We start from the raw sequence: 20508 nt of genomic DNA, 5'->3' as shown, positions 1-20508 counted from the left end.
GCCCCTAGACTTTCGGCTCCAGCCGAAAGTCCGGAGGGCCCGTGCCGTACCACCTGCATTTCGGCGAGGCCGACCCGCTGCGGATCCGGTTCGCGCTCTCGCCTCTCTGGGAGACGCACTCCGCGGTGCGGGTGCTCGCGCGGCCCGCGAAGCAGGGCTACCACCTGCCGTGGATGCGGCGGATCGCGGGCGCCGCGCGCGCTCTCGACCTCGCGCCGCTGCAGCTGCTGATGCCGCTGCGCGGCCACAGCCCGGACTTCCTCTATCCGCCGCCGCTGGGTCCCGCCGCCGCCTTCGAGGACGAGATCGCCGCCGTACGGGAGACCGATCCGGCGCTCGCCCTGGAGGACTTCGAGCGGGCGCTCGCGGAGACGCCGGGGGCGGCCGGCACGGCCGAGGGGCGGCGGATGCTCGCGGACCCCGCCGCGGCGGTGCTGCGGCTCGCGGATCTGCTCCAGGCCGCGTGGGAGGCGCTGATCGCCCCGGAGTGGCCCCGGCTGCGGGCGCTCTTGGAGGCGGACGTGGCGTACCACTCGCGGCGGCTCGCGGAGGGCGGGCTCGAACGGCTCCTGGGTGAGCTGCACCCGTCCTTCGCGTGGGACGCGGGGACGGCCACGCTCACCGTCGCGTACCCCGGTGAGCACATCCGGCCGCTTGACGGTCAGGGGCTCGTCCTGATGCCGTCGGTGTTCACCTGGCCGGACGTGGTGAGCGGTTTCGATCCGCCGTGGCAGCCGACGGTGGTCTATCCGGCGCGCGGGATCGGCGGTCTGTGGTCGGAGCCCCGGGACCGTACGCCCGAGGCGCTCTCGCGGTTGCTCGGCCCGGTGCGGGCGGACGTCCTGTGCGCCCTGGCGGAGCCGATGGGGACGACGGCGCTGGCCCATCTCCTGGGCAGGGCGCCGTCGTCGGTGTCCTCGCACCTGTCGGTGCTGCGGGACGCGGGGCTGCTGACCTCCCGGCGGTACGGCCACCAGGTGCTGTACGAGCGGACCCCGCTGGGCATCGCGGTGTCGCAGCCGGAAGCGGGCTGATCGTCAGGCGCCGAGGTGGCGTTCCACCGTCGCGACCTTCGCGGTCAGGCCGTCCGTCACGCCGGGGCGGATGTCGGTCTTGATGACCACCGAGACGCGCGGCGCGCGGGCCTCGACGGCGGCGACGGCGCGCTTGACGACGTCCATCACCTCGTCCCAGCTCTCGCCCTCGATGGAGGTGAACATCGCGTCGGTGCGGTTCGGCAGGCCGGACTCCCGGACGACCCGGACGGCGTCGGCGACGTACTCGCCGACCTCCTCCCCCACACCCAGCGGGGTCACGGAGAAGGCGACGATCACGCTCATGCCTTCACCGCGCCCTGGGCCGCCTCGGCCCGCGCGCGGGAGGCGACGACCGCGTCCTCGGCCTCGCGCTTCAGCTTCCGCTCGGCGTAGAAGCCGCCCAGGGGCAGCACGGAGAGGACGAAGTAGAGGGCGGCGGTGCCGAAGCTCCACTTGGTGCGGTTCCAGGCGTCCAGCCAGAAGAGCACGTACAGGACGAAGAGGATGCCGTGGATCGCCCCCATGACCGGGACCGCGTTGAAGTCCGTCGTCCGCTTCAGCACCGAGCAGACCAGCAGGAGCAGGAACGAGACGGCCTCCGGCGCGGAGACGAGCCGGAGCCGGTGGAGGGAGGAAGCGGTCTTGATGTCCACGGAGGGGGTCACCTTCGTTCGATCTTGTGAACGGATGCACAAGGGCCCGTTCATTGTGCACGGCTCCTTTGCTGTCTCTTTAGCCGGGGGCCCAGTACCTTCCTGGGGTGGCAACGTTCCGACTCCAGGGCAGCAAAGTGCTCGCCGTGTCCATGACCGGCGACGCCGTGAAGGCGAAGAACGGCTCGATGGTCGCCTACGACGGCCAGATGGCGTTCAAGAAGATGAGCGGTGGCGGTGAGGGCCTGCGCGGCATGGTGACCCGCCGGCTCACCGGTGAGCAGATGGAGGTGATGGAGGTGCGCGGCCAGGGGACCTGCTGGTTCGCCGACCGGGCCTCCGAGATCAATCTCGTCTCGCTGCACGGCGACAAGCTGTGGGTGGAGGCGAGCAATCTGCTCGCCACCGACGCGGGACTGCGCACCGGCACCACCTTCACGGGTCTGCGCGGCGGCGCCACGGGCAACGGGCTCTTCACCACGACCGTCGAGGGCACGGGCCAGGCGGCGATCATGTCGGACGGTCCGGCGGTGGTGCTGCGGGTGACCCCGCAGTACCCGCTCCAGGTCGACCCGGGCGCGTACATCGCCCATCAGGGCAACCTCCAGCAGCACTTCCAGTCCGGGGTGACCTTCCGCACCCTGATGGGCGAGGGCGGCGGCGAGGCCTTCCAGATCCGCTTCGAGGGCGACGGGCTCGTGTACGTGCAGCCGAGCGAGCGGAACACGATCGGGGGTGACATCTGATGCCGTTCCGCGAGGTCAACTCGAAGATGGTCGAGGCGACCGTCATCCCCGGGCAGCGGATGTTCAGTCAGCGCGGCGCGATGCTCGCGTACCGCGGCGACGTCACTTTCACGCCGAACATCGCGGGCGGTCAGGGCGGCCTGATGTCGATGATCGGCCGCCGGGTGGCCGGCGAGGCGACCCCGCTGATGACGGTCGAGGGCAACGGCACGGTGATGTTCGGGCACGGCGGCCACCACATCCAGGTGATCGCACTGACGGGCGACACCCTGTACGTGGAGGCCGACCGGCTGCTCGCCTTCGACGGGACCCTGGAGCAGGGCACGATGTTCATGGGCTCGCAGGGCGGGGTCATGGGCATGGTCCGCGGTCAGGTGACCGGTCAGGGCCTGTTCACGACGACCCTGAAGGGCCACGGCTCGGTGGCCGTCATGGCGCACGGAGGCGTCATCGAGCTGCCGATCACCCCGGGCCGTCCGGTGCACGTGGACCCGCAGGCGTACGTGGCGCACCACGGCGACGTGCGGAACAAGCTCTCCACGGCGCTGGGCTGGCGCGACATGGTGGGGCGCGGCTCGGGCGAGGCGTTCCAGCTGGAGCTGAGCGGCAGCGGCGCGGTGTACGTCCAGGCCTCGGAGGAGAAGCTGTGAGCACCCCTGTCATCCACGACCCGCACTCCCTGCCGTCGGACGACAACGTCAATCCGTACACCTTCTGCGTGGAGCTCAAGGGCTCCCAGTGGTTCCTGCAGAAGGGGAAGATGATCGCCTACTACGGGCGGATCGAGTTCAACGGGATCGGGCACGGCCGTCTCGACCGGCTGGTGCGGACGTCCTTCCACTCGCCGCTGCACGCGAGCGACTGGGTGGTGGCCGAGGGCAGCGGGAAGATGCTGCTCGCGGACCGGGCGTTCGACGTGAACTCGTACGACCTGGACGAGGGCAATCTGACGATCCGCTCGGGGAACCTGCTGGCCTATCAGCCGACGCTGGCGCTGAAGCAGTCGATCGTGCCGGGGTTCGTGACGCTGATCGGCACGGGCAAGTTCGTGGCCGCGTCGAACGGTCCTGTGGTCTTCATGGAGCCGCCGATGCGGGTGGACCCGCAGGCGCTCGTGGGCTGGGCGGACTGCCCTTCGCCCTGTCACCACTACGACCACGGGTACATGACGGGTGTGATGGGCGGGGTCCGCGCGCTGACGGGGATCGGCGGGACCTCGGGCGAGGAGCACCAGTTCGAGTTCGTCGGAGCGGGTACGGTACTGCTGCAGTCGACGGAGCTGCTGATGCCGGAGCGGGCGGTCGGTGCGACGCCGGCTCAGGCGGGCGTTCCCGGCGGGCACGGGGTGTCTGGTTCCGGCCAGGGGCCGCTCGGCGCGGTACCGCGGCTTCCCGGCCAGCTCGGTGACCTCCAGCGTCGCTTCGGTCTGTGAACGGTAGTCTGCGGAGTGTGACGTCATCGAACGCGCGCTCCCAGACTTCGTCAAGTATTCAACTTCTTAGGTAGAATCCATATATGGAGACCGAGACCGCCACCCCCTGGCTCACCGACGGCGAGCAGTGCGCCTGGCGCACGTTCCTGGACGTCCAGCGCATGCTGACGTACCAGCTGGAGCGGGACCTCCAGCCCTTCGGCCTGACGATGAACGACTACGAGATCCTGGTGAACCTGTCGGAGTCGGCGGAGCGGCGGCTGCGCATGAGCGACCTCGCCGCCGCCACCCTCCAGTCGAAGAGCCGGCTCTCCCACCAGATCACCCGCATGGAGAACGCCGGACTCGTCCGCCGCGAGAACTGCGAGTCCGACCGCCGCGGGCTCTACGCCGTCCTCACCGACGACGGCATGGAGACCATGCGCAAGGTCGCCCCGCACCACGTCGAGTCGGTGCGCAGGCACTTCATCGACCAGCTCACCGGCGAGGCCCTCGGCGACCTCCACGAGTCCCTCAAACCGGTCGCCGAACAGCTCCGCGGCCGCCGCGGCAAGCCGTGACCTGACAGAGTACGGAAAGGGCCTCTCCGGTGACCGGAGAGGCCCTTTCCGTGTGTACCGGCGTCAGTTTCCGGTCAGGCTCGCGACCAGCTCGTCGGAGGCCGCGTACGGGTCGAGGCCGCCCGCGACGATCCGCTCCGCCAGCGCGTCCAGGCGCCGGTCGCCGTGCAGGTCGCCGATCCGCTCGCGCAGGGCGGTGACCGCGATGGTCTCCACCTCGCGCGCCGCACGGGCCCGGCGGCGCTCCGCCAGGACCCCGTGCTCCTCCATCCAGGCGCGGTGCTTCTCCAGGGCCTCCACGACCTCGTCGATGCCCTCGCCGCGCGCCGCGACCGTCTTCACGATCGGCGGCCGCCAGTCGCCGGCCGCCCGCGCCTCGCCCAGGCCCAGCATGTGGTTGAGCTCCCGGGCGGTGGCGTCCGCGCCGTCCCGGTCGGCCTTGTTCACCACGTACACGTCGCCGATCTCCAGGATGCCCGCCTTCGCGGCCTGGATGCCGTCGCCCATGCCCGGCGCGAGCAGCACGACGGAGGTGTCGGCCTGGGAGGCGATCTCCACCTCCGACTGCCCGACGCCGACGGTCTCCACGAGGATCACCTCGCAGCCGGCCGCGTCCAGGACGCGGATGGCCTGCGGGGCGGACCAGGCGAGCCCGCCCAGGTGGCCGCGGGTCGCCATGGAGCGGATGTAGACGCCCGGGTCGGAGGCGTGCTCCGACATCCGGACCCGGTCACCGAGCAGCGCTCCCCCGCTGAACGGCGAGGACGGGTCGACGGCGAGCACGCCGACCCGCTTGCCCGCCCGGCGGTACGCGGAGACCAGCGCGGACGTCGACGTGGACTTGCCCACGCCCGGCGAGCCGGTCAGGCCCACCACGTACGCGCCGCCGGTGAGCGGCGCGAGCGCCGCCATCACCTCGCGCAGCTGCGGGGACGCCCCCTCCACGAGCGAGATCAGCCGGGCCACGGCCCGCGGCCTGCCCTCTCGTGCCTGGGCGACGAGTTCGGGGACGTCCACCATCTGCGCTGCTCCTCGATTGCGGGATTACTTGCCGGAGACCTTGACGATCAGGGCGTCGCCCTGGCCGCCGCCGCCGCAGAGGGCGGCCGCGCCGATGCCGCCGCCGCGCCGCTTGAGCTCCAGGGCCAGGCTGAGCACGAGACGGGCGCCCGACATGCCGATGGGGTGACCGAGGGCGATCGCGCCGCCGTTGACGTTCACCTTGTCGGGGGTAACGCCGAGGTCCTTCATTGACTGGACGGCGACGGCGGCGAAGGCCTCGTTGATCTCGATCAGGTCGAGGTCCTCGACGCTCAGGCCGTCCTTCTTCAGGGCGTTCAGGATCGCGTTGGACGGCTGCGACTGGAGCGAGTTGTCCGGGCCCGCGACGTTGCCGTGGGCACCGATCTCGGCGATCCACTCCAGGCCGAGCTCCTCGGCCTTGGCCTTGCTCATCACGACGACGGCGGCGGCGCCGTCCGAGATCTGCGAGGAGGTGCCGGCGGTGATGGTGCCGTCCTTGGCGAAGGCCGGACGGAGCTTGCCGAGGGACTCGACGGTGGTCTCCGCGCGGATGCCCTCGTCCTTGGAGAAGACGACGGGCTCGCCCTTGCGCTGCGGGATCTCGACCGGGGTGATCTCGGCCTCGAAGATGCCGTTCTTCTGGGCGGCGGCGGCGCGCTGGTGCGACTGCGCGGCGATCTCGTCCTGCTCGGGGCGCCGGATGCCCAGGCGGGTGTTGTGCTTCTCCGTGGACTCGCCCATGGCGATGCCCTCGAAGGAGTCGGTGAGACCGTCGTACGCCATGCAGTCGAGCATCTCGATCGCGCCGTACTTGAAGCCCTCGCGGGACTTCGGGAGCAGGTGCGGGGCGTTGGTCATGGACTCCTGGCCGCCGGCGACGATGATGTCGAACTCGCCGGCGCGGATCAGCTGGTCGGCGAGCGCGATAGCGTCGAGGCCGGACAGACACACCTTGTTGATGGTGAGCGCCGGGACGTTCATCGGGATGCCGCCCTTGACGGCCGCCTGACGGGCGGGGATCTGGCCGGCGCCCGCCTGGAGCACCTGGCCCATGATCACGTACTGCACCTGGTCGCCGCCGATGCCGGCCCGGTCGAGGGCCGCCTTGATGGCGAAGCCGCCGAGGTCGGCGCCCGAGAAGGACTTGAGCGAGCCGAGGAGGCGACCCATGGGCGTGCGGGCGCCCGCGACGATCACTGAAGTGGTACCGGTCGTTCCAGACATGAGGCACGGCCCCTTGGGATGAGGAGTGAACGAGGGTTTACCGCCAATGTACTGAGCGGTGCGGCGCGCGGTCACCGGCCGAAAGGTGTGACGGCGCGCACGTTGCGTAACCACCCTTCCAGCGGTGCACTGGAGGCATGCTGACGCGTATCGACCACATCGGGATCGCCTGCTTCGACCTGGCCAAGACTGTCGAGTTCTACCGTGCCACGTACGGCTTCGAGGTCTTCCACTCCGAGGTCAACGAGGAGCAGGGCGTCCGCGAGGCCATGCTCAAGATCAACGCCACCGACGACGGCGGGGCCTCGTACCTCCAGCTCCTCGAGCCGACCCGGGAGGACTCCGCGGTGGGCAAGTGGCTCGCCAAGAACGGCGAGGGCGTGCACCACATCGCCTTCGGCACCGCGGACGTCGACGCGGACGCGGAGGCCATCCGCGGCAAGGGCGTCCGCGTCCTCTACGACGAGCCGCGGATCGGCTCCATGGGCTCCCGGATCACCTTCCTCCACCCCAAGGACTGCCACGGCGTCCTGACCGAACTGGTCACCTCCGCCGAGCCGTCGGCTGACCACTCCTCAGCGGAGCACTGACCTCCGGATTCCCGGCCCGGTAGAGTGGGCGACTCCGGGCCGGGGCAGGTCGGAGCCGCTCCGTGCGGCGCCGAAGTCGGGATGTCGGGGTCGTCCGATCTGCCACGATTCCCCGGGGGTCCGTCCTCGGCCGTGAGGGCGTGCTCGCAGGAGTTGCGACCAGGGTTGGGGTCTCCCCTGCTCGAAGAGCTCGGGGAAGGATGGGACCGCGCAGTGCGGGGCTACGAACGCCAGGAGAGCCACCGAGCTGAAGACGACCATCTCGCCAGGTTCGAAGCCGAGATGGACCGGCTGAAGACCGAACGCGAGAAGGCCGTCCAGCACGCCGAGGACCTGGGCTACCAGGTCGAGGTCTTGCGCGCCAAACTCCACGAGGCGCGCCGCACCATCGCGTCCCGGCCGGCGTACGACAGCGCCGACATCGGCTACCAGGCCGAGCAGCTCCTGCGGAACGCGCAGGCGCAGGCCGAGCAGCTCCGCCAGGACGCCGAGCGCGAGCTGCGCGAGGCCCGCGCCCAGACGCAGCGGATCCTCCAGGAGCACGCCGAGCACCAGGCCCGGCTCCAGGCCGAGCTGCACAACGAGGCCGTCCAGCGCCGCCAGCAGCTCGACCAGGAGCTCAACGAGCGCCGCCAGACCGTCGAGGCGCACGTCAACGAGAACGTCGCCTGGGCCGAACAGCTGCGCGCCCGCACGGAGTCGCAGGCCCGCCGCCTGATGGAGGAGTCCCGCGCGGAGGCCGAGCAGTCCCTCGCCACCGCCCGCGCCGAGGCCACCCGGCTCGCCGAGGAGACCAGCCGCCGGGTCGGCGCCGAGGCGGAGTCCGCCCGGGGCGAGGCCGAAGCGATTCTGCTGCGCGCCCGCAAGGACGCCGAGCGGCTCCTCTCCGCCGCCTCCAGCCAGGCGCAGGAGGCCACCAGCCACGCCGAGCAGCTCCGTTCCACCACCGCGGCCGAGACCGACCAGGCCCGCCGCCAGGCCGCCGACCTGTCCCGCGCCGCCGAGCAGCGCATGCAGGAGGCCGAGGAGCGGCTCCGGGCCGCCCGCGCCGAGGCCGAGAAGGCCCTCACCGAGGCCAAGGAGGCCGCGGCCCGGCAGCTCTCCTCCGCCGACCAGGTCAACGAGCAGCGCACCCGCACCGCCAAGGCGGAGATCGCCCGGCTGGTCGGCGAGGCCACCAAGGAGACCGAGGCGCTCAAGGCCGAGGCCGAGGAGAAGCTCCGCGAGGCGACCGCCGAGGCGGAGAAGCTCGTCACGGAGGCCTCCGAGAAGGCCGTCACCGCCGCCGCCGAGGACTCCGCCGCCGCGCTCGCCAAGGCCGCCCGCAGCGCCGAGGAGATGCTCACCAAGGCCTCCGAGGACGCCCGGGAGACCACCCGCAAGGCCGCCGAGGAGGCCGAGCGGGTCCGCCGCGAGGCCGAGACCGAGGCGGACCGGCTGCGCGCCGAGGCCGGGGAGCAGGCCGACGAACTGCTCGGTTCGGCGAAGGACGACACCAAGGAGTACCGCGCCAAGACGGTCGAGCTCCAGGAGGAGGCCCGGCGGCTGCGCGGCGAGGCCGAGGCGCTGCGCGCCGAGGCCGTCGACGAGGGCGAGCGGATCCGCGGCGAGGCCCGGCGCGAGGCCCTCCAGCAGATCGAGGAGGCGGCCAGGACCGCCGAGGAGCTCCTCACCAAGGCCCGTACGGACGCCGAGGAGCAGCGCGCCAAGGCCGGTGCCGAGAGCGAGCGGGTCAAGTCGGAGGCGATGGAGCGCGCCCAGACGCTCCGGACCCAGGCCGAGGAGACCCTGGAGCGCACCCGCGCCGAGGCCGAGCGGCTGCGCGCCGAGGCCGAGGAGCAGGCCGCCTCGGTGACGGGCGCGGCCGAGGAGGCCGCCGCCGGGCTGCGCGCGGACGCCGAGCGGGCCGCCGAGGCGCGCCGCGCGGAGGCCGCCGAGGAGCTGACCCGCCTGCACACCGACGCCGAGGCGAAGGTCACGGCCGCCGGTGAGGAGCTCAGCGAGGCGCGGGCCGAGGGCGAGCGGATCCGGCGCGAGGCCGCCGAGGAGACGGAGCGGCTGCGGACCGAGGCCGCCGAGCGGATCCGTACGCTGCGGGAGCAGGCCGAGCAGGAGGCCGAGCGGCTGCGCGCCGAGGCCTCGTCGGACGCGTCGACCACGCGTACCGAGGCGGAGTCCGCGGCCGTACGGCTGCGCACGGAGGCGTCCGAGGAGGCCGAGCGGCTGCGCACGGAGGCCCAGGAGACCGCCGACCGGATGCGGGCCGAGGCCGCCGCGGCCGCCGAGCGGGTGGCCGCCGAGGCCGCCGAGGCGCTGGCCGCCGCGCAGGACGAGGCCGTCCGGCGCCGCCGGGAGGCCGAGGAGACGCTGGAGTCGGCCCGTTCCGAGGCCGGCCGGGAGCGCGAGCACGCCCGGGAGCAGTCCGAGGAGCTCCTCGCCGCCGCCCGCAAGCGGGTGGAGGAGGCGCAGGCCGAGGCGCAGCGCCTGGTCGAGGAGGCGGACGCGCGGGCGACCGAGATGGTCACCGCCGCCGAGCAGACCGCGCAGGAGGTGCGGGACTCGGTGTCCGGTCTGCGGGAGCAGGCCGAGGAGGAGATCGCCGGGCTGCGCAGTGCCGCCGAGCACGCGGCCGAGCGGACCCGCACCGAGGCGCAGGAGGAGGCGGACCGGGTCCGTTCCGACGCGTACGAGGAGCGCGAGCGGGCGACCGAGGACGCCGCCGCCACGCGGGCGCGTGCCCAGGAGGAGTCGGAGGCCGCGAAGGCGCTCGCGGAGCGGACGGTCACGGACGCGCTCGCCGAGGCGGAAAAGCTGCGGTCGGACACCGCGGAGTACGCCCAGCGGGTACGGACGGAGGTCACGGACGCGCTGGCCTCGGCCGAGCAGGACGCGGCCCGCACCCGGGCGGACGCCCGGGACGACGCGAACCGGATCCGTTCGGAGGCCGCCGAGCGCGCCGAGACGGCGCTCGGCGAGGCGCGCGCGGAGGCGGAGCGGATCGGCGCCGAGGCGGAGCAGGTCCTCGACGAGGCCCGCAAGGCCGCGGACAAGCGCCGTACGGACGCCGCCGAGCAGGCCGACGCGCTGATCGGCGAGGCCACGACGGAGGCCGAGCGGATCGGGGCCGAGGCCGCCGAGCTGCGCGCGGAGGCCGAGCGGCTCAAGACCGACGGCGAGGCGCACGCGGAGGCGCTGCGCGACGCGGCGATCGCCGAGGGCGAGCAGGTGCTCGACGAGGCCCGCAAGGCCGCGGACAAGCGCCGTGCGGACGCCGCCGAGCAGGCGGACACGCTGATCGGCGAGGCCACGGCGGAGGCCGAGCGGCTCACCGCCGAGGCCGCCCGGCTGCGGGTCGACGCCGAGCAGGTCAAGGCGGACGGCGAGGCGCAGGCGGAGGCGCTGCGGGCGGAGGCCCGCACCGAGGGCGAGCAGGTGCTCGACGAGGCCCGCAAGGCCGCCGACAAGCGCCGTGCCGACGCCGCCGAGCAGGCCGACACGCTGATCGGCGAGGCCACCGCCGAGGCCGAGCGGCTCACCGCCGAGGCGGTCGAGCTCATGGAGACGACCGAGCAGGACGCCGCCCGTCTGCGGGCCGAGGCCGAGCAGGTCAAGGCCGACGGCGAGGCGCAGGCGGAGGCGCTGCGCGCCGAGGCCCGCACCGAGGGCGAGCAGGTCCTCGACGAGGCCCGCAAGGCCGCCGACAAGCGCCGTGCCGACGCCGCCGAGCAGGCCGACACCCTCGTCGGCGAGGCCACCGCCGAGGCCGAGCGGATCGCGGCCGAGGCCGCCGAACTGCGCGAGACGACCGAGCAGGACGCCGAGCGGCTGCGCACCGAGGCCGAGCAGGTCAAGGCCGACGGCGAGGCGCACGCGCAGGCCCTGCGCAACGCCGCGCTCGCCGACGCCGACCAGATCCTGGACGACGCCCGCAAGGCCGCCGACAAGCGCCGTACGGACGCCGCCGAGCAGGCGGACGCCCTCGTCGGCGAGGCCACGGCCGAGGCCGAGCGGATCGTGAACGAGGCGGCCGAGCTGGCCGATTCGGTCGGCGCGGACGCCCGCGCCGAGGCGGACCGGACCGTCGGCGCCGCCGCGGAGGAGGCCGAGCGGTTGCGCGCCGAGGGCGCCGAGGCGATCGCCGAGGCCCTGCGGGACGCCGAGCGGATCCGTACCGAGTCGGAGCGGGTGAAGGAGGAAGCCGCCGCCGCGGGCGAGCAGATGCGCGCGGAGGCCCGCGAGGAGGCGGACCGGACGCTCGACGAGGCCCGGGAGGCCGGGGCCCGGAAGCGTTCCGACGCGGCCGAGCAGGCCGACCAGCTGATGGCCAAGGCCCAGGAGGAGGCGCTGCGCGCCACCACGGAGGCCGAGTCGCAGGCGGACACGATGGTCGGCGCGGCCCGCAAGGAGGCCGAGCGGATCGTCGCCGAGGCGACCGTCGAGGGCAACACGCTGGTGGAGCAGGCCCGTACGGACGCGGACGAGCTCCTGGTCGGGGCGCGCAGCGACGCGACGGCCATAAGGGACCGGGCCGAGGAGCTGCGGAGCCGGATCGAGGGGGAGATCGAGGAGCTGCACGAGCGGGCGCGGCGCGAGTCGGCCGAGCAGATGAAGACGGCCGGCGAGCGCGTCGACAAGCTGGTGAAGGCCGCCGAGGAGCAGCGCGCCGAGGCCGACGAGAAGGCCAAGGAGATGGTCTCGGAGGCGAGTTCGGAGGCGAGCAAGGTCCGGATCGCCGCGGTCCGCAAGGCGGACGGGCTCCTGAAGGAGGCCGCGCAGAAGAAGGCCTCGGTCATCGCGGAGGCGGAGGCCCTCAGGGCGGAGGCCGAGCGGATCCGCGACGAGGCGGCGGCCGAGGCGGAGAAGACCGTCGCGGACGGGCAGCGCGAGCTGGAGGTGCTGACGCGCCGTCGAAAGGACATCAACGCCGAGATCTCCCGTGTCCAGGACGTTCTGGAGGCGTTGGAGTCTTTCGAGACGCCGTCCACCGGAAAGGACGGGGTCAAGGCGGGTGCGTCGGCGGGGTCCACTCGTTCGGGTGGCAAGTCCCAGGACGGCTAGCCACTCAAAAGGCTGGACATTCTCCAGATCAAACGGGCATACGCTCGATGACACGCCGCTTCGGCCCCTAGGATTCCCTCTAACACCTCACCGGTCTCATTCGACAGGAACCCCATGAGCGACACTTCCTCCCCCTTCGGCTTCGAGCTCGTGCGGCGCGGTTACGACCGCGGTCAGGTGGACGACCGCATTACCAAGCTCGTGTCCGACCGCGACAGCGCCCTGTCCCGCATCACCTCCCTGGAGAAGCGCATCGAGGAACTCCACCTCGAGACGCAGAACGCCCAGGCGCAGGTCACCGACGCCGAGCCGTCGTACGCGGGTCTGGGTGCCCGGGTCGAGAAGATCCTCCGGCTCGCCGAGGAGGAGGCGAAGGACCTGCGTGAGGAGGCCCGTCGCGCGTCCGAGCAGCACCGCGAGCTGGCCGAGTCGGCCGCCCAGCAGGTGCGCAACGACGCGGAGTCGTTCGCGGCCGAGCGCAAGGCGAAGGCCGAGGACGAGGGCGTCCGGATCGTCGAGAAGGCGCAGGGCGAGGCCAACTCGCTGCGCGCCGAGGCCCAGAAGGACGCTCAGTCGAAGCGCGAGGAGGCGGACGCCCTCTTCGAGGAGACCCGCGCCAAGGCCGCCCAGGCCGCCGCGGACTTCGAGACGAACCTGGCGAAGCGCCGCGAGCAGTCGGAGCGGGACCTGGCCTCGCGTCAGGCGAAGGCCGAGAAGCGCCTCGCGGAGATCGAGCACCGCGCCGAGCAGCTCCGCCTGGAGGCCGAGAAGCTGCGCACGGACGCGGAGCGCCGGGCCCGTCAGACGGTGGAGACCGCGCAGCGCCAGGCCGAGGACATCGTGGCCGACGCGAACGCCAAGGCCGACCGGATCCGTTCGGAATCGGAGCGCGAGCTGGCGGCGCTCACGAACCGCCGCGACTCGATCAACGCGCAGCTGACCAACGTCCGCGAGATGCTGGCCACGCTGACCGGTGCCGCGGTGGCGGCCGCCGGCTCCCCGATCGACGACGAGCGCACGGCCGGCGTCCCGGCCCAGCAGTCGCGGTAACAGCGCCCCTGGCGTAGCAGACCCCGTGAGAACCCCCCGTCATTCCGGTGGCGGGGGGTTTTGCGCGCCCGTAGGTTGGGACGCATGATCGAGCTTGAGGGCCTGACCAAGCGCTACGGGACGAAGATCGCGGTCGACCACCTCTCCTTCCAGGTCCGTCCTGGCGTGGTCACCGGCTTCCTCGGGCCGAACGGGGCGGGCAAGTCGACGACGATGCGGATGATGCTCGACCTGGACAACCCGACGAGCGGGACGGTCCGGATCGACGGCAAGCACTACCGGGAGCTGTCCGAGCCGCTGAAGTACATCGGAGCGCTGCTCGACGCCAAGGCGATGCACGGCGGCCGCTCCGCGTACAACAACCTGCTCTGTCTGGCGCAGTCCAACCGCATCCCGGCGAGCCGGGTGGGCGAGGTGCTGGACCTGGTGGGTCTGACGGCGGTCGCGAAGAAGAAGTCGAAGGGGTTCTCCCTCGGTATGGGGCAGCGGCTCGGGATCGCGTCGGCGCTCCTGGGCGATCCCGAGATCCTGATGTTCGACGAGCCCGTCAATGGTCTGGACCCCGAGGGAATTCACTGGATCCGCAATCTGATGAAGGCGTTGGCCGCCGAAGGCCGGACGATCTTCGTCTCCAGCCATCTGATGAGTGAAATGGCGCTGACGGCCGATCATCTGATCGTGATCGGGCAGGGAAAGCTGCTGGCCGACACGTCGATGGCGGATTTCATCCAGCAGAATTCCCGGAGTTTCGTACGGATGCGCTCCCCTCAGCAGGAACGTCTGCGGGACGTGCTTCACACGAACGGATTCATCGTGGTCGAGGCGGGCAGCGGAGTCCTTGAGGTGGACGGGGCGACGACGGAGAAGCTCGGTGAGCTGGCCGCGGAGAACGGGCTCGTGCTGCATGAGCTGAGCGCCCAGCGCGCCTCCCTCGAAGAAGCGTTCATGCAGATGACGGCCGCCGCGGTCGAGTACCACGCGCACGGCACCGACGTACACGGCGGCGCCGCGGCGCCCGGCCCCCGGTGGGGCTCGACCTCCGCGCCCTCCGGCTCGACCTCCAAGGGAGCCTGATCGATGGCAGTGGAAACCGCGGTCCTGCAGTCCGAGTGGACCAAGATCCGGACGGTGTCCTCGACCGTCTGGACGCTGGCGAGCGCCTTCCTCGTCACGGTGGCGATGGGCGCGGGTCTCAGCGCCCTGACGAACGCCACCTTCGACGACATGAGGGCGGTCGAGAGGGCCACCTTCGACCCGACCCTGATCAGCTTCTCCGGGATGATCCTGGGGCAGCTGGCGATGGTGGTCTTCGGCGTCCTGGTGGTGGGGACCGAGTACTCCTCGGGCATGATCCGCACCTCGCTGGCCGCCGTGCCGCAGCGGGCGACCTTCCTCTTCTCGAAGATCGCGGTGGCGGGCGGGCTCGCCTTCCTGGTGGGGCTCGCGACGAGCTTCATCACCTTCTTCCTGGGGCAGGCGCTGCTCGGCGGGCACCGTGCCTCCATCGCCGACGACAACGTGCTGCGCGCGGTGATCGGCGCCGGGCTCTACATGGGTCTGATCGCCCTGTTCTCGATGGGCGTGGCGGCGATGCTGCGCTCGTCGATGCTGTCGCTCGGCATCCTGGTGCCGTTCCTGCTCCTGGTGTCGAACATCCTCTCGGCCGTACCGAAGGCCAAGGAGGTGGCCCAGTACTTCCCGGACCAGGCCGGCTCGAAGGTCATGCGGGTCATCCCGGACGCGATGAACTCGGAGAAGGCGCCGTACGGACCCTGGGGCGGGCTCGGGATCATGGCGCTGTGGGTGGCGGCCTCGCTGCTCGGCGGCTACCTGGTGCTGAAGAAGCGCGACGCCTGATCCCGAGCGTTTCGGCGGAACCGTCAACGGCTGGATAAGCTCCTAGCTCATACGGGGGGCTCCGGCCGACGGCCGCCACGCCCCGACACGGATGCACGCGACCGACCTGTCGATGGGGCTGGAGAATGATCGAGGCAGTCGGCCTGACGAAGCGCTACGGCGCCAAGACGGCCGTGTACAACCTTTCCTTCCAGGTGAGGCCCGGTGTGGTCACCGGGTTCCTGGGGCCCAACGGGTCCGGCAAGTCGACGACCATGCGCATGATCCTGGGGCTCGACCGGCCCACCTCGGGTCATGTCACGATCGGCGGCCACCCCTTCCGGCAGCTGCCGAACGCGCCCCGGCAGGTCGGCGCGCTCCTGGACGCCAAGGCCGTGCACGGCGGCCGCAGCGCCCGCAGCCACCTCCTTTCGCTCGCGCAGCTGGCCGGCATCCCGGCCCAGCGCGTCGACGAGGTCCTCGGTGTCGTCGGCCTCCAGGACGTGGCCAGGCGGCGCTCGAAGGGCTTCTCGCTCGGCATGGGCCAGCGGCTCGGCATCGCGGCGGCGCTCCTCGGCGACCCGCAGGTGCTGCTCTTCGACGAGCCCGTCAACGGTCTGGACCCCGAGGGCATCCTCTGGGTGCGGAACCTGATGAAGAAGCTGGCCGCTGAAGGCCGCACGGTCTTCGTCTCCAGCCACCTCATGAGCGAGATGGCGCTGACCGCCGACCACCTGATCGTGATCGGCCGGGGGCAGCTGCTCGCGGACATGCCGGTGAAGGACTTCATCTCGGCGAACTCCGCCGACTTCGCCCGGGTGCGGACCCCGGGCACCGAGCCGGCCCAGCGGGAGAAGCTGACGTCGGTGCTCGTGGAGGCCGGCGGCCATGTGCTGCCGGAGCCGGACGGGGCGCTGCGCGTGACGGGCCTGCCGCTGCCGCGGATCAGCGACCTCGCGCACGGCGCGGACGTACGGCTCTGGGAGCTGTCCCCGCACCAGGCGTCCCTGGAGGAGGCGTACATGCGGCTGACGCAGGGCGCCGTGGACTACCGCTCCACCGACGACCGGCTCGCCCACCTCCAGCCGCCGCTCCAGCCCGGGCAGCCGGGGTACGGGATGCCGCCGCAGCCGCAGGTCCAGGAGGTGCCGCAGCAGGGCTGGTACGCCCCGCCGCCGCCCGGACAGAACCCGTACGGCGCGGCCCCGCAGGCTCCCGCGCCCGGACCGAACCCGTACGCCGGCGGTCCGCAGGCCCCCGCGCCCGGCCCGTACGCTCCTCCGGCCGCCCCGCAGCCGGGCGCCCCTCAGCCGAACAGCCTGCAGCCGAGCGACACCCCGAAGGACGCCCGATGACCGCCCCCGCGCACCACCACGCCCCGGCGCCGCACGCCTACGTCTCGCCCATCCCGGTCCGCGCCGCCCACCTCGGTGACGCGCTCGCCTCCGAGTGGACGAAGATCCGCTCGGTGCGTTCGACGATGTGGACGCTCGGGGTCATGATCCTGCTGATGCTCGCCATCGGCATCGGCGTGGCGGCGATCGCCGCGACCTCCGAGGCCCCGATGGGCGAGCAGTCCGCGCTCGCCTTCGGCTTCTTCGGGATGCTGCCGGCGTCGATCTGCGTGATCACCCTCGGCGTCCTGACGATCGCCTCCGAGTACGGCACGGGCATGATCCGTACGACCCTGACGGCCTGCCCGAGCCGGGCCCGGGTGCTCACGGCGAAGGCGATCGTGTTCTTCCTGCTCGTCTTCACGGTCACCACCGTCCTCGCGACGCTCGTGGCGGTGGCGCAGGTCGCCCTCGTCGACACGGCGGCGACGCCGACGACATCCGAGTGGCTGCGGGCGACGGTCGGCGCGGGCGGCTACCTGGCCCTGCTCGGCCTGCTGTCGCTTGCGGTCGGCACGCTCATCCGGCACTCGGCCGGCGCGATCACGGTGATGATCGGTCTGCTGCTGATGCCGCTGGTGGCGGCCCTGTTCATGTTCAACCAGACCCTGCAGTCGCTGCAGAAGTTCCTCTTCACCTACGCGATCCCGTCGCAGATGATCTCGCTCTACAGCGAGAGGCCGCCGTTCGGCGACTCGGGCCCGGCGGGCTGGGAGCCGCTGCTGATCATGGCGGTGATCGCGGCGGCGGCCCTGTGCGGCGCGTACGCGCTGCTGAACAGCCGGGACGTGTGACCTTCCCGTACCTCGGCCCAGTACCTCGGCCCAGTACCTCGGCGCCTAGTACCTCGGCGCGTTGCGGGACCGCTGCACCCTGCTGGTGCGGCGGTCCTTCGCGTTCCAGCAGGCCTTGTGCCAGTGGCGGCGGTCGTCCACCCCGCCGTACTCCGGCCAGGCCACGACGTGCGGGGCGCCGGACGGGATCTCCTGGTCGCAGCCCGGGCAGCGGTAACGCTTGCCGGGGGCGCTCGCCCCGGCGACCAGCCGGACGCACCACTCCTCGCCCTGCCAGGTCTCGGTGCGCTGCACACCGCCGTACCGGTCTCCGTTGTCGCCCTGCTGCGCGGGCTTCTCGCCGCCTCGGGAGCGGTTGTGACGCGGGGACACGGGCACACCTCACGTGGGTCTGGGAACACGGACCGATCTCTCCAGCCTAAGGGCCGCCACGCGGTGCCCCGGGCCGCGCCCGGAACGGCTTAGCCGAAAATCGCAAGAACTTCATGAACGGCCGTTGCCTTTGGCACGTGTCAGACGTTGGTGCCTGTGCGAGGGGAGATACGCGTCGGCCGCAAGGAGGCAGAAGGCGATGCGCGTGGGTACGTTCGTTCTGGCAGCCCAGTTCCCGGGCCAGGGCCAGGGGGAGCCACTGCACCGGGCGGTGCGGACCGCCGAGGTGGCGGAGGAGGCGGGGCTCGACTCCGTCTGGCTGGCCGAGCACCACTTCGTGCCGTACGGGGTCTGCCCCTCGGCCGTGACACTGGCCGCCCTGCTCCTCGGCCGCACCCGGCGGCTCCGGGTCGGCACGGCGGTGAGCGTGCTGCCGTCCGTCCACCCGGTCGCCCTGGGCGAGCAGGCGGCACTGCTGCACCTCACCTCCGGCGGCCGGTTCACCCTCGGCGTGGGCCGCGGCGGGCCCTGGGTGGACCTGGAGGTCTTCGGCGCGGGTCTCACGGCGTACGAGAAGGGCTTCCCCGAATCGCTCGACCTGCTGCTCCGCTGGCTCACCGAGCCGCGCGTCGGCGCCGACGGGGAGCGGTTCTCCTTCCGCGAGGTGCCCGTGGTGCCCCGGCCCGACGAGCTGATCGGCGGCGAGGCCTCCCCCGAGGTGGTGGTGGCCTGCACCTCGCCGAAGAGCGTGCGGCTCGCGGCGGAGCGCGGGCTGCCGATGCTGCTCGGCATGCACTGCGGCGACGAGGACAAGGCCGAGATGGTCGCGGCCTGGGCGCGCTGCGCACGGGAGGCCGGGCGCGACCCGGACGAGATCGCGCGGATCGGCGCCGGCCATGTCTCGGCGGGCGTGGCCCAGCTCGCGGACCGGGGCGCGGACGCGGCGGAGGCACTGGTCAAGGCGATGCCGGGCTGGCTGAGGCAGGGCCTCGACGCGCATGTGACCGTGGACGGCCGGCACCGGGCGATGCGGGACCCCGTGGCGTACACGGAGCTGCTGTGCGGGCTGCACCCGGTGGGCACGCCCCGGCGCGCGGCGGACCGGCTCGCGGCGACCGCGGAGCGTACGGGCATCACGCGCTTCGCCCTGCTCGCGGAGGGCACGGGCGACCTCGCGGCGACCGAGGAGAACGTCCGGCGGCTCGGCGCGGAGGTCCTGCCGCTCCTGGTGTGACACCGGTGTGAGCGGAGGTCCTGCCGCTCCTGGTGTGACGCTGGTGTGAGCGGAGGTCTTGCCGCTCCTGGTGGACGCCGGTGTGAAAGGCGTCACCGGCTCCGGGACCGTGCTGCCGCGCCCGCGCCTGCCGGCCGCGATGCGCGTCGGCTCGCATCGGCCGCGTTCTCCCTCGGCGCGGAGCGGCAGCACCATGTCTCAGCAGTCGCGCAGTTCCGGCGACTGGTTCAGCAGCTGTCCCCGTACGGACGTGAAACGGGCGAGCCGCTCGTCCACCGCCGGGTCGAGCGGGAAGACCGCCACGCGGTGGCAGTTCTGGAAGGCGAGACGCACCCCGAAGTGCCGCTGCAGCGCACCACGAATGGCGTCGCTCGCGAGCGCGCGCAGCAGCTGACCACGTGCCTGCTCATTCGGCGGCGGCGTCTGGTTGTCGGCGAACTCTCCGCCGTCGACCTTCAGCTGTGCCACCAGAGAACTGATCATCTCCCATGCGTAGGGCAGGGAGGTCCGGACGCAGTCGACGAAGTCGGCTTCGTCGACCTCGCCTCGCTCGGCCTGTTCCAACAGTGCCGGTGAGACGTCGAGCGACATGGGTTCTCCTCTCGCGACCCCGCGGACGGGGTCTTGCGGCCAGGGACGAAGGCCGGCCGAACGCCACGCAGCGTGCACGCACGACGACCTCCAGCTTCCACGGTAAGCGCGCAGTCCGGGCCGCACCAGAAGAATGGGCACACAACCGGCTGATAACCGACGGGTGTTCGGCTCAGGACCGTGCTTGGCGGATGCCCGAATCGCGCGGAAGAGCGCCAGTCTTGTAGCGTTGCCGACCATGCGTCTCGTCATTGCCCGTTGCTCCGTGGACTACGCGGGCCGGCTCACGGCCCACCTGCCCTCCGCCCCCCGTCTGATCCTGGTCAAGGCAGACGGCAGCGTCTCGATCCACGCGGACGACCGGGCGTACAAACCGCTCAACTGGATGTCCCCGCCGTGCACCCTGAAGGAGGGTGTCGACGGTGAGGCGGGCGTCTGGACCGTGATCAACAAAGCGGGCGAGAAACTGATCATCACGATGGAGGAGATCCTCCACGACTCCTCGCACGAGCTGGGCGTCGACCCGGGCCTCATCAAGGACGGCGTCGAGGCGCACCTGCAGGAGCTGCTCGCCGACCGCATCGAGACCCTCGGCGAGGGCTACACGCTGATCCGCCGCGAGTACCCGACGGCGATCGGCCCCGTGGACATCCTGTGCCGGGACGCCGACGGCGGGACGGTCGCGGTGGAGATCAAGCGGCGCGGCGAGATCGACGGCGTCGAGCAGCTGACCCGCTACCTGGAGCTCCTCAACCGCGACCCGCACCTGGCGCCGGTGAAGGGCGTCTTCGCGGCCCAGGAGATCAAGCCGCAGGCCCGGGTCCTCGCGACGGACCGCGGGATCGGCTGCGTGGTCCTCGACTACGACGCACTGCGCGGCATCGAGGACGACAAGCTGCGGCTGTTCTGAGGCC

20 protein-coding genes are annotated in these 20508 nt (G+C 72.1%); 14 read left to right on the top strand and 6 right to left on the bottom strand.

Annotated features, from left to right (window positions below):
- Positions 1 to 41: 41 nt before the first annotated feature.
- Complete coding sequence (locus tag ACZ7HT_RS22950) at positions 42 to 1034, top strand: DUF5937 family protein (RefSeq protein ID WP_471168767.1); 993 nt, start codon at positions 42 to 44, stop codon at positions 1032 to 1034.
- A gap of 3 nt (positions 1035 to 1037) precedes the next feature.
- Here ACZ7HT_RS22950 and ACZ7HT_RS22945 read toward each other — a convergent pair whose 3' ends face one another.
- Positions 1038 to 1334, bottom strand: coding sequence for an MTH1187 family thiamine-binding protein (locus ACZ7HT_RS22945; RefSeq protein ID WP_471168838.1), 297 nt, complete (start codon positions 1332 to 1334; stop codon positions 1038 to 1040).
- A gap of 2 nt (positions 1335 to 1336) precedes the next feature.
- Positions 1337 to 1690, bottom strand: coding sequence for a DUF3817 domain-containing protein (locus ACZ7HT_RS22940; protein WP_471168764.1), 354 nt, complete (start codon positions 1688 to 1690; stop codon positions 1337 to 1339).
- A 107-nt stretch (positions 1691 to 1797) separates the two neighbouring features.
- Between ACZ7HT_RS22940 and ACZ7HT_RS22935 the strand changes: the two genes are divergently transcribed.
- The 4 genes from ACZ7HT_RS22935 to ACZ7HT_RS22920 all read left to right on the top strand — a co-directional run bounded on the left by ACZ7HT_RS22935 (position 1798) and on the right by ACZ7HT_RS22920 (position 4428).
- Positions 1798 to 2436 (top strand): AIM24 family protein, encoded by a 639-nt coding sequence (locus tag ACZ7HT_RS22935; protein WP_471168761.1) that lies wholly within the window; start codon positions 1798 to 1800, stop codon positions 2434 to 2436.
- Positions 2436 to 3086, top strand: a complete 651-nt coding sequence (locus ACZ7HT_RS22930) for an AIM24 family protein (protein WP_471168758.1) — start codon at positions 2436 to 2438, stop codon at positions 3084 to 3086. Before ACZ7HT_RS22935 ends, ACZ7HT_RS22930 begins: the two co-directional genes overlap by 1 nt.
- Positions 3083 to 3868 carry an AIM24 family protein gene (locus ACZ7HT_RS22925; RefSeq protein WP_471168755.1) on the top strand — a complete coding sequence of 262 codons (786 nt, stop codon included), beginning with the start codon at positions 3083 to 3085 and terminating at the stop codon, positions 3866 to 3868. Before ACZ7HT_RS22930 ends, ACZ7HT_RS22925 begins: the two co-directional genes overlap by 4 nt.
- 83 nt (positions 3869 to 3951) lie before the next feature.
- Positions 3952 to 4428 carry a MarR family winged helix-turn-helix transcriptional regulator gene (locus tag ACZ7HT_RS22920; RefSeq protein WP_453220565.1) on the top strand — a complete coding sequence of 159 codons (477 nt, stop codon included), beginning with the start codon at positions 3952 to 3954 and terminating at the stop codon, positions 4426 to 4428.
- Positions 4429 to 4491: 63 nt separating this feature from the next.
- Here ACZ7HT_RS22920 and meaB read toward each other — a convergent pair whose 3' ends face one another.
- Positions 4492 to 5448, bottom strand: coding sequence for a methylmalonyl Co-A mutase-associated GTPase MeaB (gene meaB / locus ACZ7HT_RS22915; protein WP_468876346.1), 957 nt, complete (start codon positions 5446 to 5448; stop codon positions 4492 to 4494).
- Between the two features lie 24 nt (positions 5449 to 5472).
- Complete coding sequence (locus ACZ7HT_RS22910; protein WP_471168751.1) at positions 5473 to 6675, bottom strand: acetyl-CoA C-acetyltransferase; 1203 nt, start codon at positions 6673 to 6675, stop codon at positions 5473 to 5475.
- A 137-nt stretch (positions 6676 to 6812) separates the two neighbouring features.
- On the opposite strand from ACZ7HT_RS22910, the gene mce reads away from it, so the two are divergent.
- From mce to ACZ7HT_RS22875, 7 genes are all read left to right on the top strand, one after another.
- Positions 6813 to 7265 carry a methylmalonyl-CoA epimerase gene (gene mce / locus ACZ7HT_RS22905; protein WP_471168748.1) on the top strand — a complete coding sequence of 151 codons (453 nt, stop codon included), beginning with the start codon at positions 6813 to 6815 and terminating at the stop codon, positions 7263 to 7265.
- Between the two features lie 213 nt (positions 7266 to 7478).
- A complete protein-coding gene (gene scy, locus ACZ7HT_RS22900; RefSeq protein ID WP_471168745.1) occupies positions 7479 to 12323 on the top strand; it encodes a polarized growth protein Scy in 4845 nt (1614 codons plus the stop codon).
- 114 nt (positions 12324 to 12437) lie between these two features.
- Positions 12438 to 13373 carry a cellulose-binding protein gene (locus ACZ7HT_RS22895; RefSeq protein WP_471168742.1) on the top strand — a complete coding sequence of 312 codons (936 nt, stop codon included), beginning with the start codon at positions 12438 to 12440 and terminating at the stop codon, positions 13371 to 13373.
- A gap of 84 nt (positions 13374 to 13457) precedes the next feature.
- Complete coding sequence (locus ACZ7HT_RS22890; protein ID WP_471168739.1) at positions 13458 to 14447, top strand: ABC transporter ATP-binding protein; 990 nt, start codon at positions 13458 to 13460, stop codon at positions 14445 to 14447.
- Positions 14448 to 14450: 3 nt separating this feature from the next.
- Positions 14451 to 15230, top strand: coding sequence for an ABC transporter permease (locus ACZ7HT_RS22885; RefSeq protein WP_471168736.1), 780 nt, complete (start codon positions 14451 to 14453; stop codon positions 15228 to 15230).
- 125 nt (positions 15231 to 15355) lie between these two features.
- Positions 15356 to 16564 carry an ABC transporter ATP-binding protein gene (locus ACZ7HT_RS22880; protein WP_471168734.1) on the top strand — a complete coding sequence of 403 codons (1209 nt, stop codon included), beginning with the start codon at positions 15356 to 15358 and terminating at the stop codon, positions 16562 to 16564.
- Positions 16561 to 17397 carry an ABC transporter permease gene (locus ACZ7HT_RS22875; protein ID WP_471168731.1) on the top strand — a complete coding sequence of 279 codons (837 nt, stop codon included), beginning with the start codon at positions 16561 to 16563 and terminating at the stop codon, positions 17395 to 17397. The genes ACZ7HT_RS22880 and ACZ7HT_RS22875 overlap by 4 nt, the downstream gene beginning before the upstream one ends.
- A 45-nt stretch (positions 17398 to 17442) precedes the next feature.
- On the opposite strand, the gene ACZ7HT_RS22870 is transcribed toward ACZ7HT_RS22875, so the two are convergent.
- On the bottom strand, positions 17443 to 17769 hold the full coding sequence (locus tag ACZ7HT_RS22870; RefSeq protein WP_471168728.1) for an ATP/GTP-binding protein: 327 nt from the start codon (positions 17767 to 17769) through the stop codon (positions 17443 to 17445).
- Positions 17770 to 17968: 199 nt separating this feature from the next.
- On the opposite strand from ACZ7HT_RS22870, the gene ACZ7HT_RS22865 reads away from it, so the two are divergent.
- On the top strand, positions 17969 to 19003 hold the full coding sequence (locus ACZ7HT_RS22865; protein ID WP_471168725.1) for an LLM class flavin-dependent oxidoreductase: 1035 nt from the start codon (positions 17969 to 17971) through the stop codon (positions 19001 to 19003).
- Positions 19004 to 19201: 198 nt separating this feature from the next.
- On the opposite strand, the gene ACZ7HT_RS22860 is transcribed toward ACZ7HT_RS22865, so the two are convergent.
- Positions 19202 to 19594, bottom strand: coding sequence for an SCO5389 family protein (locus ACZ7HT_RS22860; RefSeq protein WP_017236120.1), 393 nt, complete (start codon positions 19592 to 19594; stop codon positions 19202 to 19204).
- Positions 19595 to 19832: 238 nt separating this feature from the next.
- On the opposite strand from ACZ7HT_RS22860, the gene nucS reads away from it, so the two are divergent.
- Positions 19833 to 20504, top strand: coding sequence for an endonuclease NucS (gene nucS / locus ACZ7HT_RS22855; protein ID WP_359513785.1), 672 nt, complete (start codon positions 19833 to 19835; stop codon positions 20502 to 20504).
- Positions 20505 to 20508: the final 4 nt, after the last annotated feature.

This window comes from Streptomyces sp. NPDC037410, assembly GCF_055602235.1.
Note: the sequence above shows the minus strand (reverse complement) of the source record. Positions and strands in the feature narration are given on the sequence as shown.

Excerpts from the sequence above, each read along its gene's own strand:
- ACZ7HT_RS22930 (WP_471168758.1), top strand. The coding sequence starts at position 2,436 with ATGCCGTTCCGCGAGGTCAACTCGAAGATGGTCGAGGCGACCGTCATC.
- ACZ7HT_RS22920 (WP_453220565.1), top strand. The coding sequence starts at position 3,952 with ATGGAGACCGAGACCGCCACCCCCTGGCTCACCGACGGCGAGCAGTGC.
- nucS (WP_359513785.1), top strand. The coding sequence starts at position 19,833 with ATGCGTCTCGTCATTGCCCGTTGCTCCGTGGACTACGCGGGCCGGCTC.
- ACZ7HT_RS22860 (WP_017236120.1), bottom strand. The coding sequence starts at position 19,594 with ATGTCGCTCGACGTCTCACCGGCACTGTTGGAACAGGCCGAGCGAGGC.
- ACZ7HT_RS22890 (WP_471168739.1), top strand. The coding sequence starts at position 13,458 with ATGATCGAGCTTGAGGGCCTGACCAAGCGCTACGGGACGAAGATCGCG.
- mce (WP_471168748.1), top strand. The coding sequence starts at position 6,813 with ATGCTGACGCGTATCGACCACATCGGGATCGCCTGCTTCGACCTGGCC.
- ACZ7HT_RS22880 (WP_471168734.1), top strand. The coding sequence starts at position 15,356 with ATGATCGAGGCAGTCGGCCTGACGAAGCGCTACGGCGCCAAGACGGCC.
- ACZ7HT_RS22865 (WP_471168725.1), top strand. The coding sequence starts at position 17,969 with ATGCGCGTGGGTACGTTCGTTCTGGCAGCCCAGTTCCCGGGCCAGGGC.
- ACZ7HT_RS22895 (WP_471168742.1), top strand. The coding sequence starts at position 12,438 with ATGAGCGACACTTCCTCCCCCTTCGGCTTCGAGCTCGTGCGGCGCGGT.
- ACZ7HT_RS22875 (WP_471168731.1), top strand. The coding sequence starts at position 16,561 with ATGACCGCCCCCGCGCACCACCACGCCCCGGCGCCGCACGCCTACGTC.
- meaB (WP_468876346.1), bottom strand. The coding sequence starts at position 5,448 with ATGGTGGACGTCCCCGAACTCGTCGCCCAGGCACGAGAGGGCAGGCCG.
- ACZ7HT_RS22885 (WP_471168736.1), top strand. The coding sequence starts at position 14,451 with ATGGCAGTGGAAACCGCGGTCCTGCAGTCCGAGTGGACCAAGATCCGG.
- ACZ7HT_RS22910 (WP_471168751.1), bottom strand. The coding sequence starts at position 6,675 with ATGTCTGGAACGACCGGTACCACTTCAGTGATCGTCGCGGGCGCCCGC.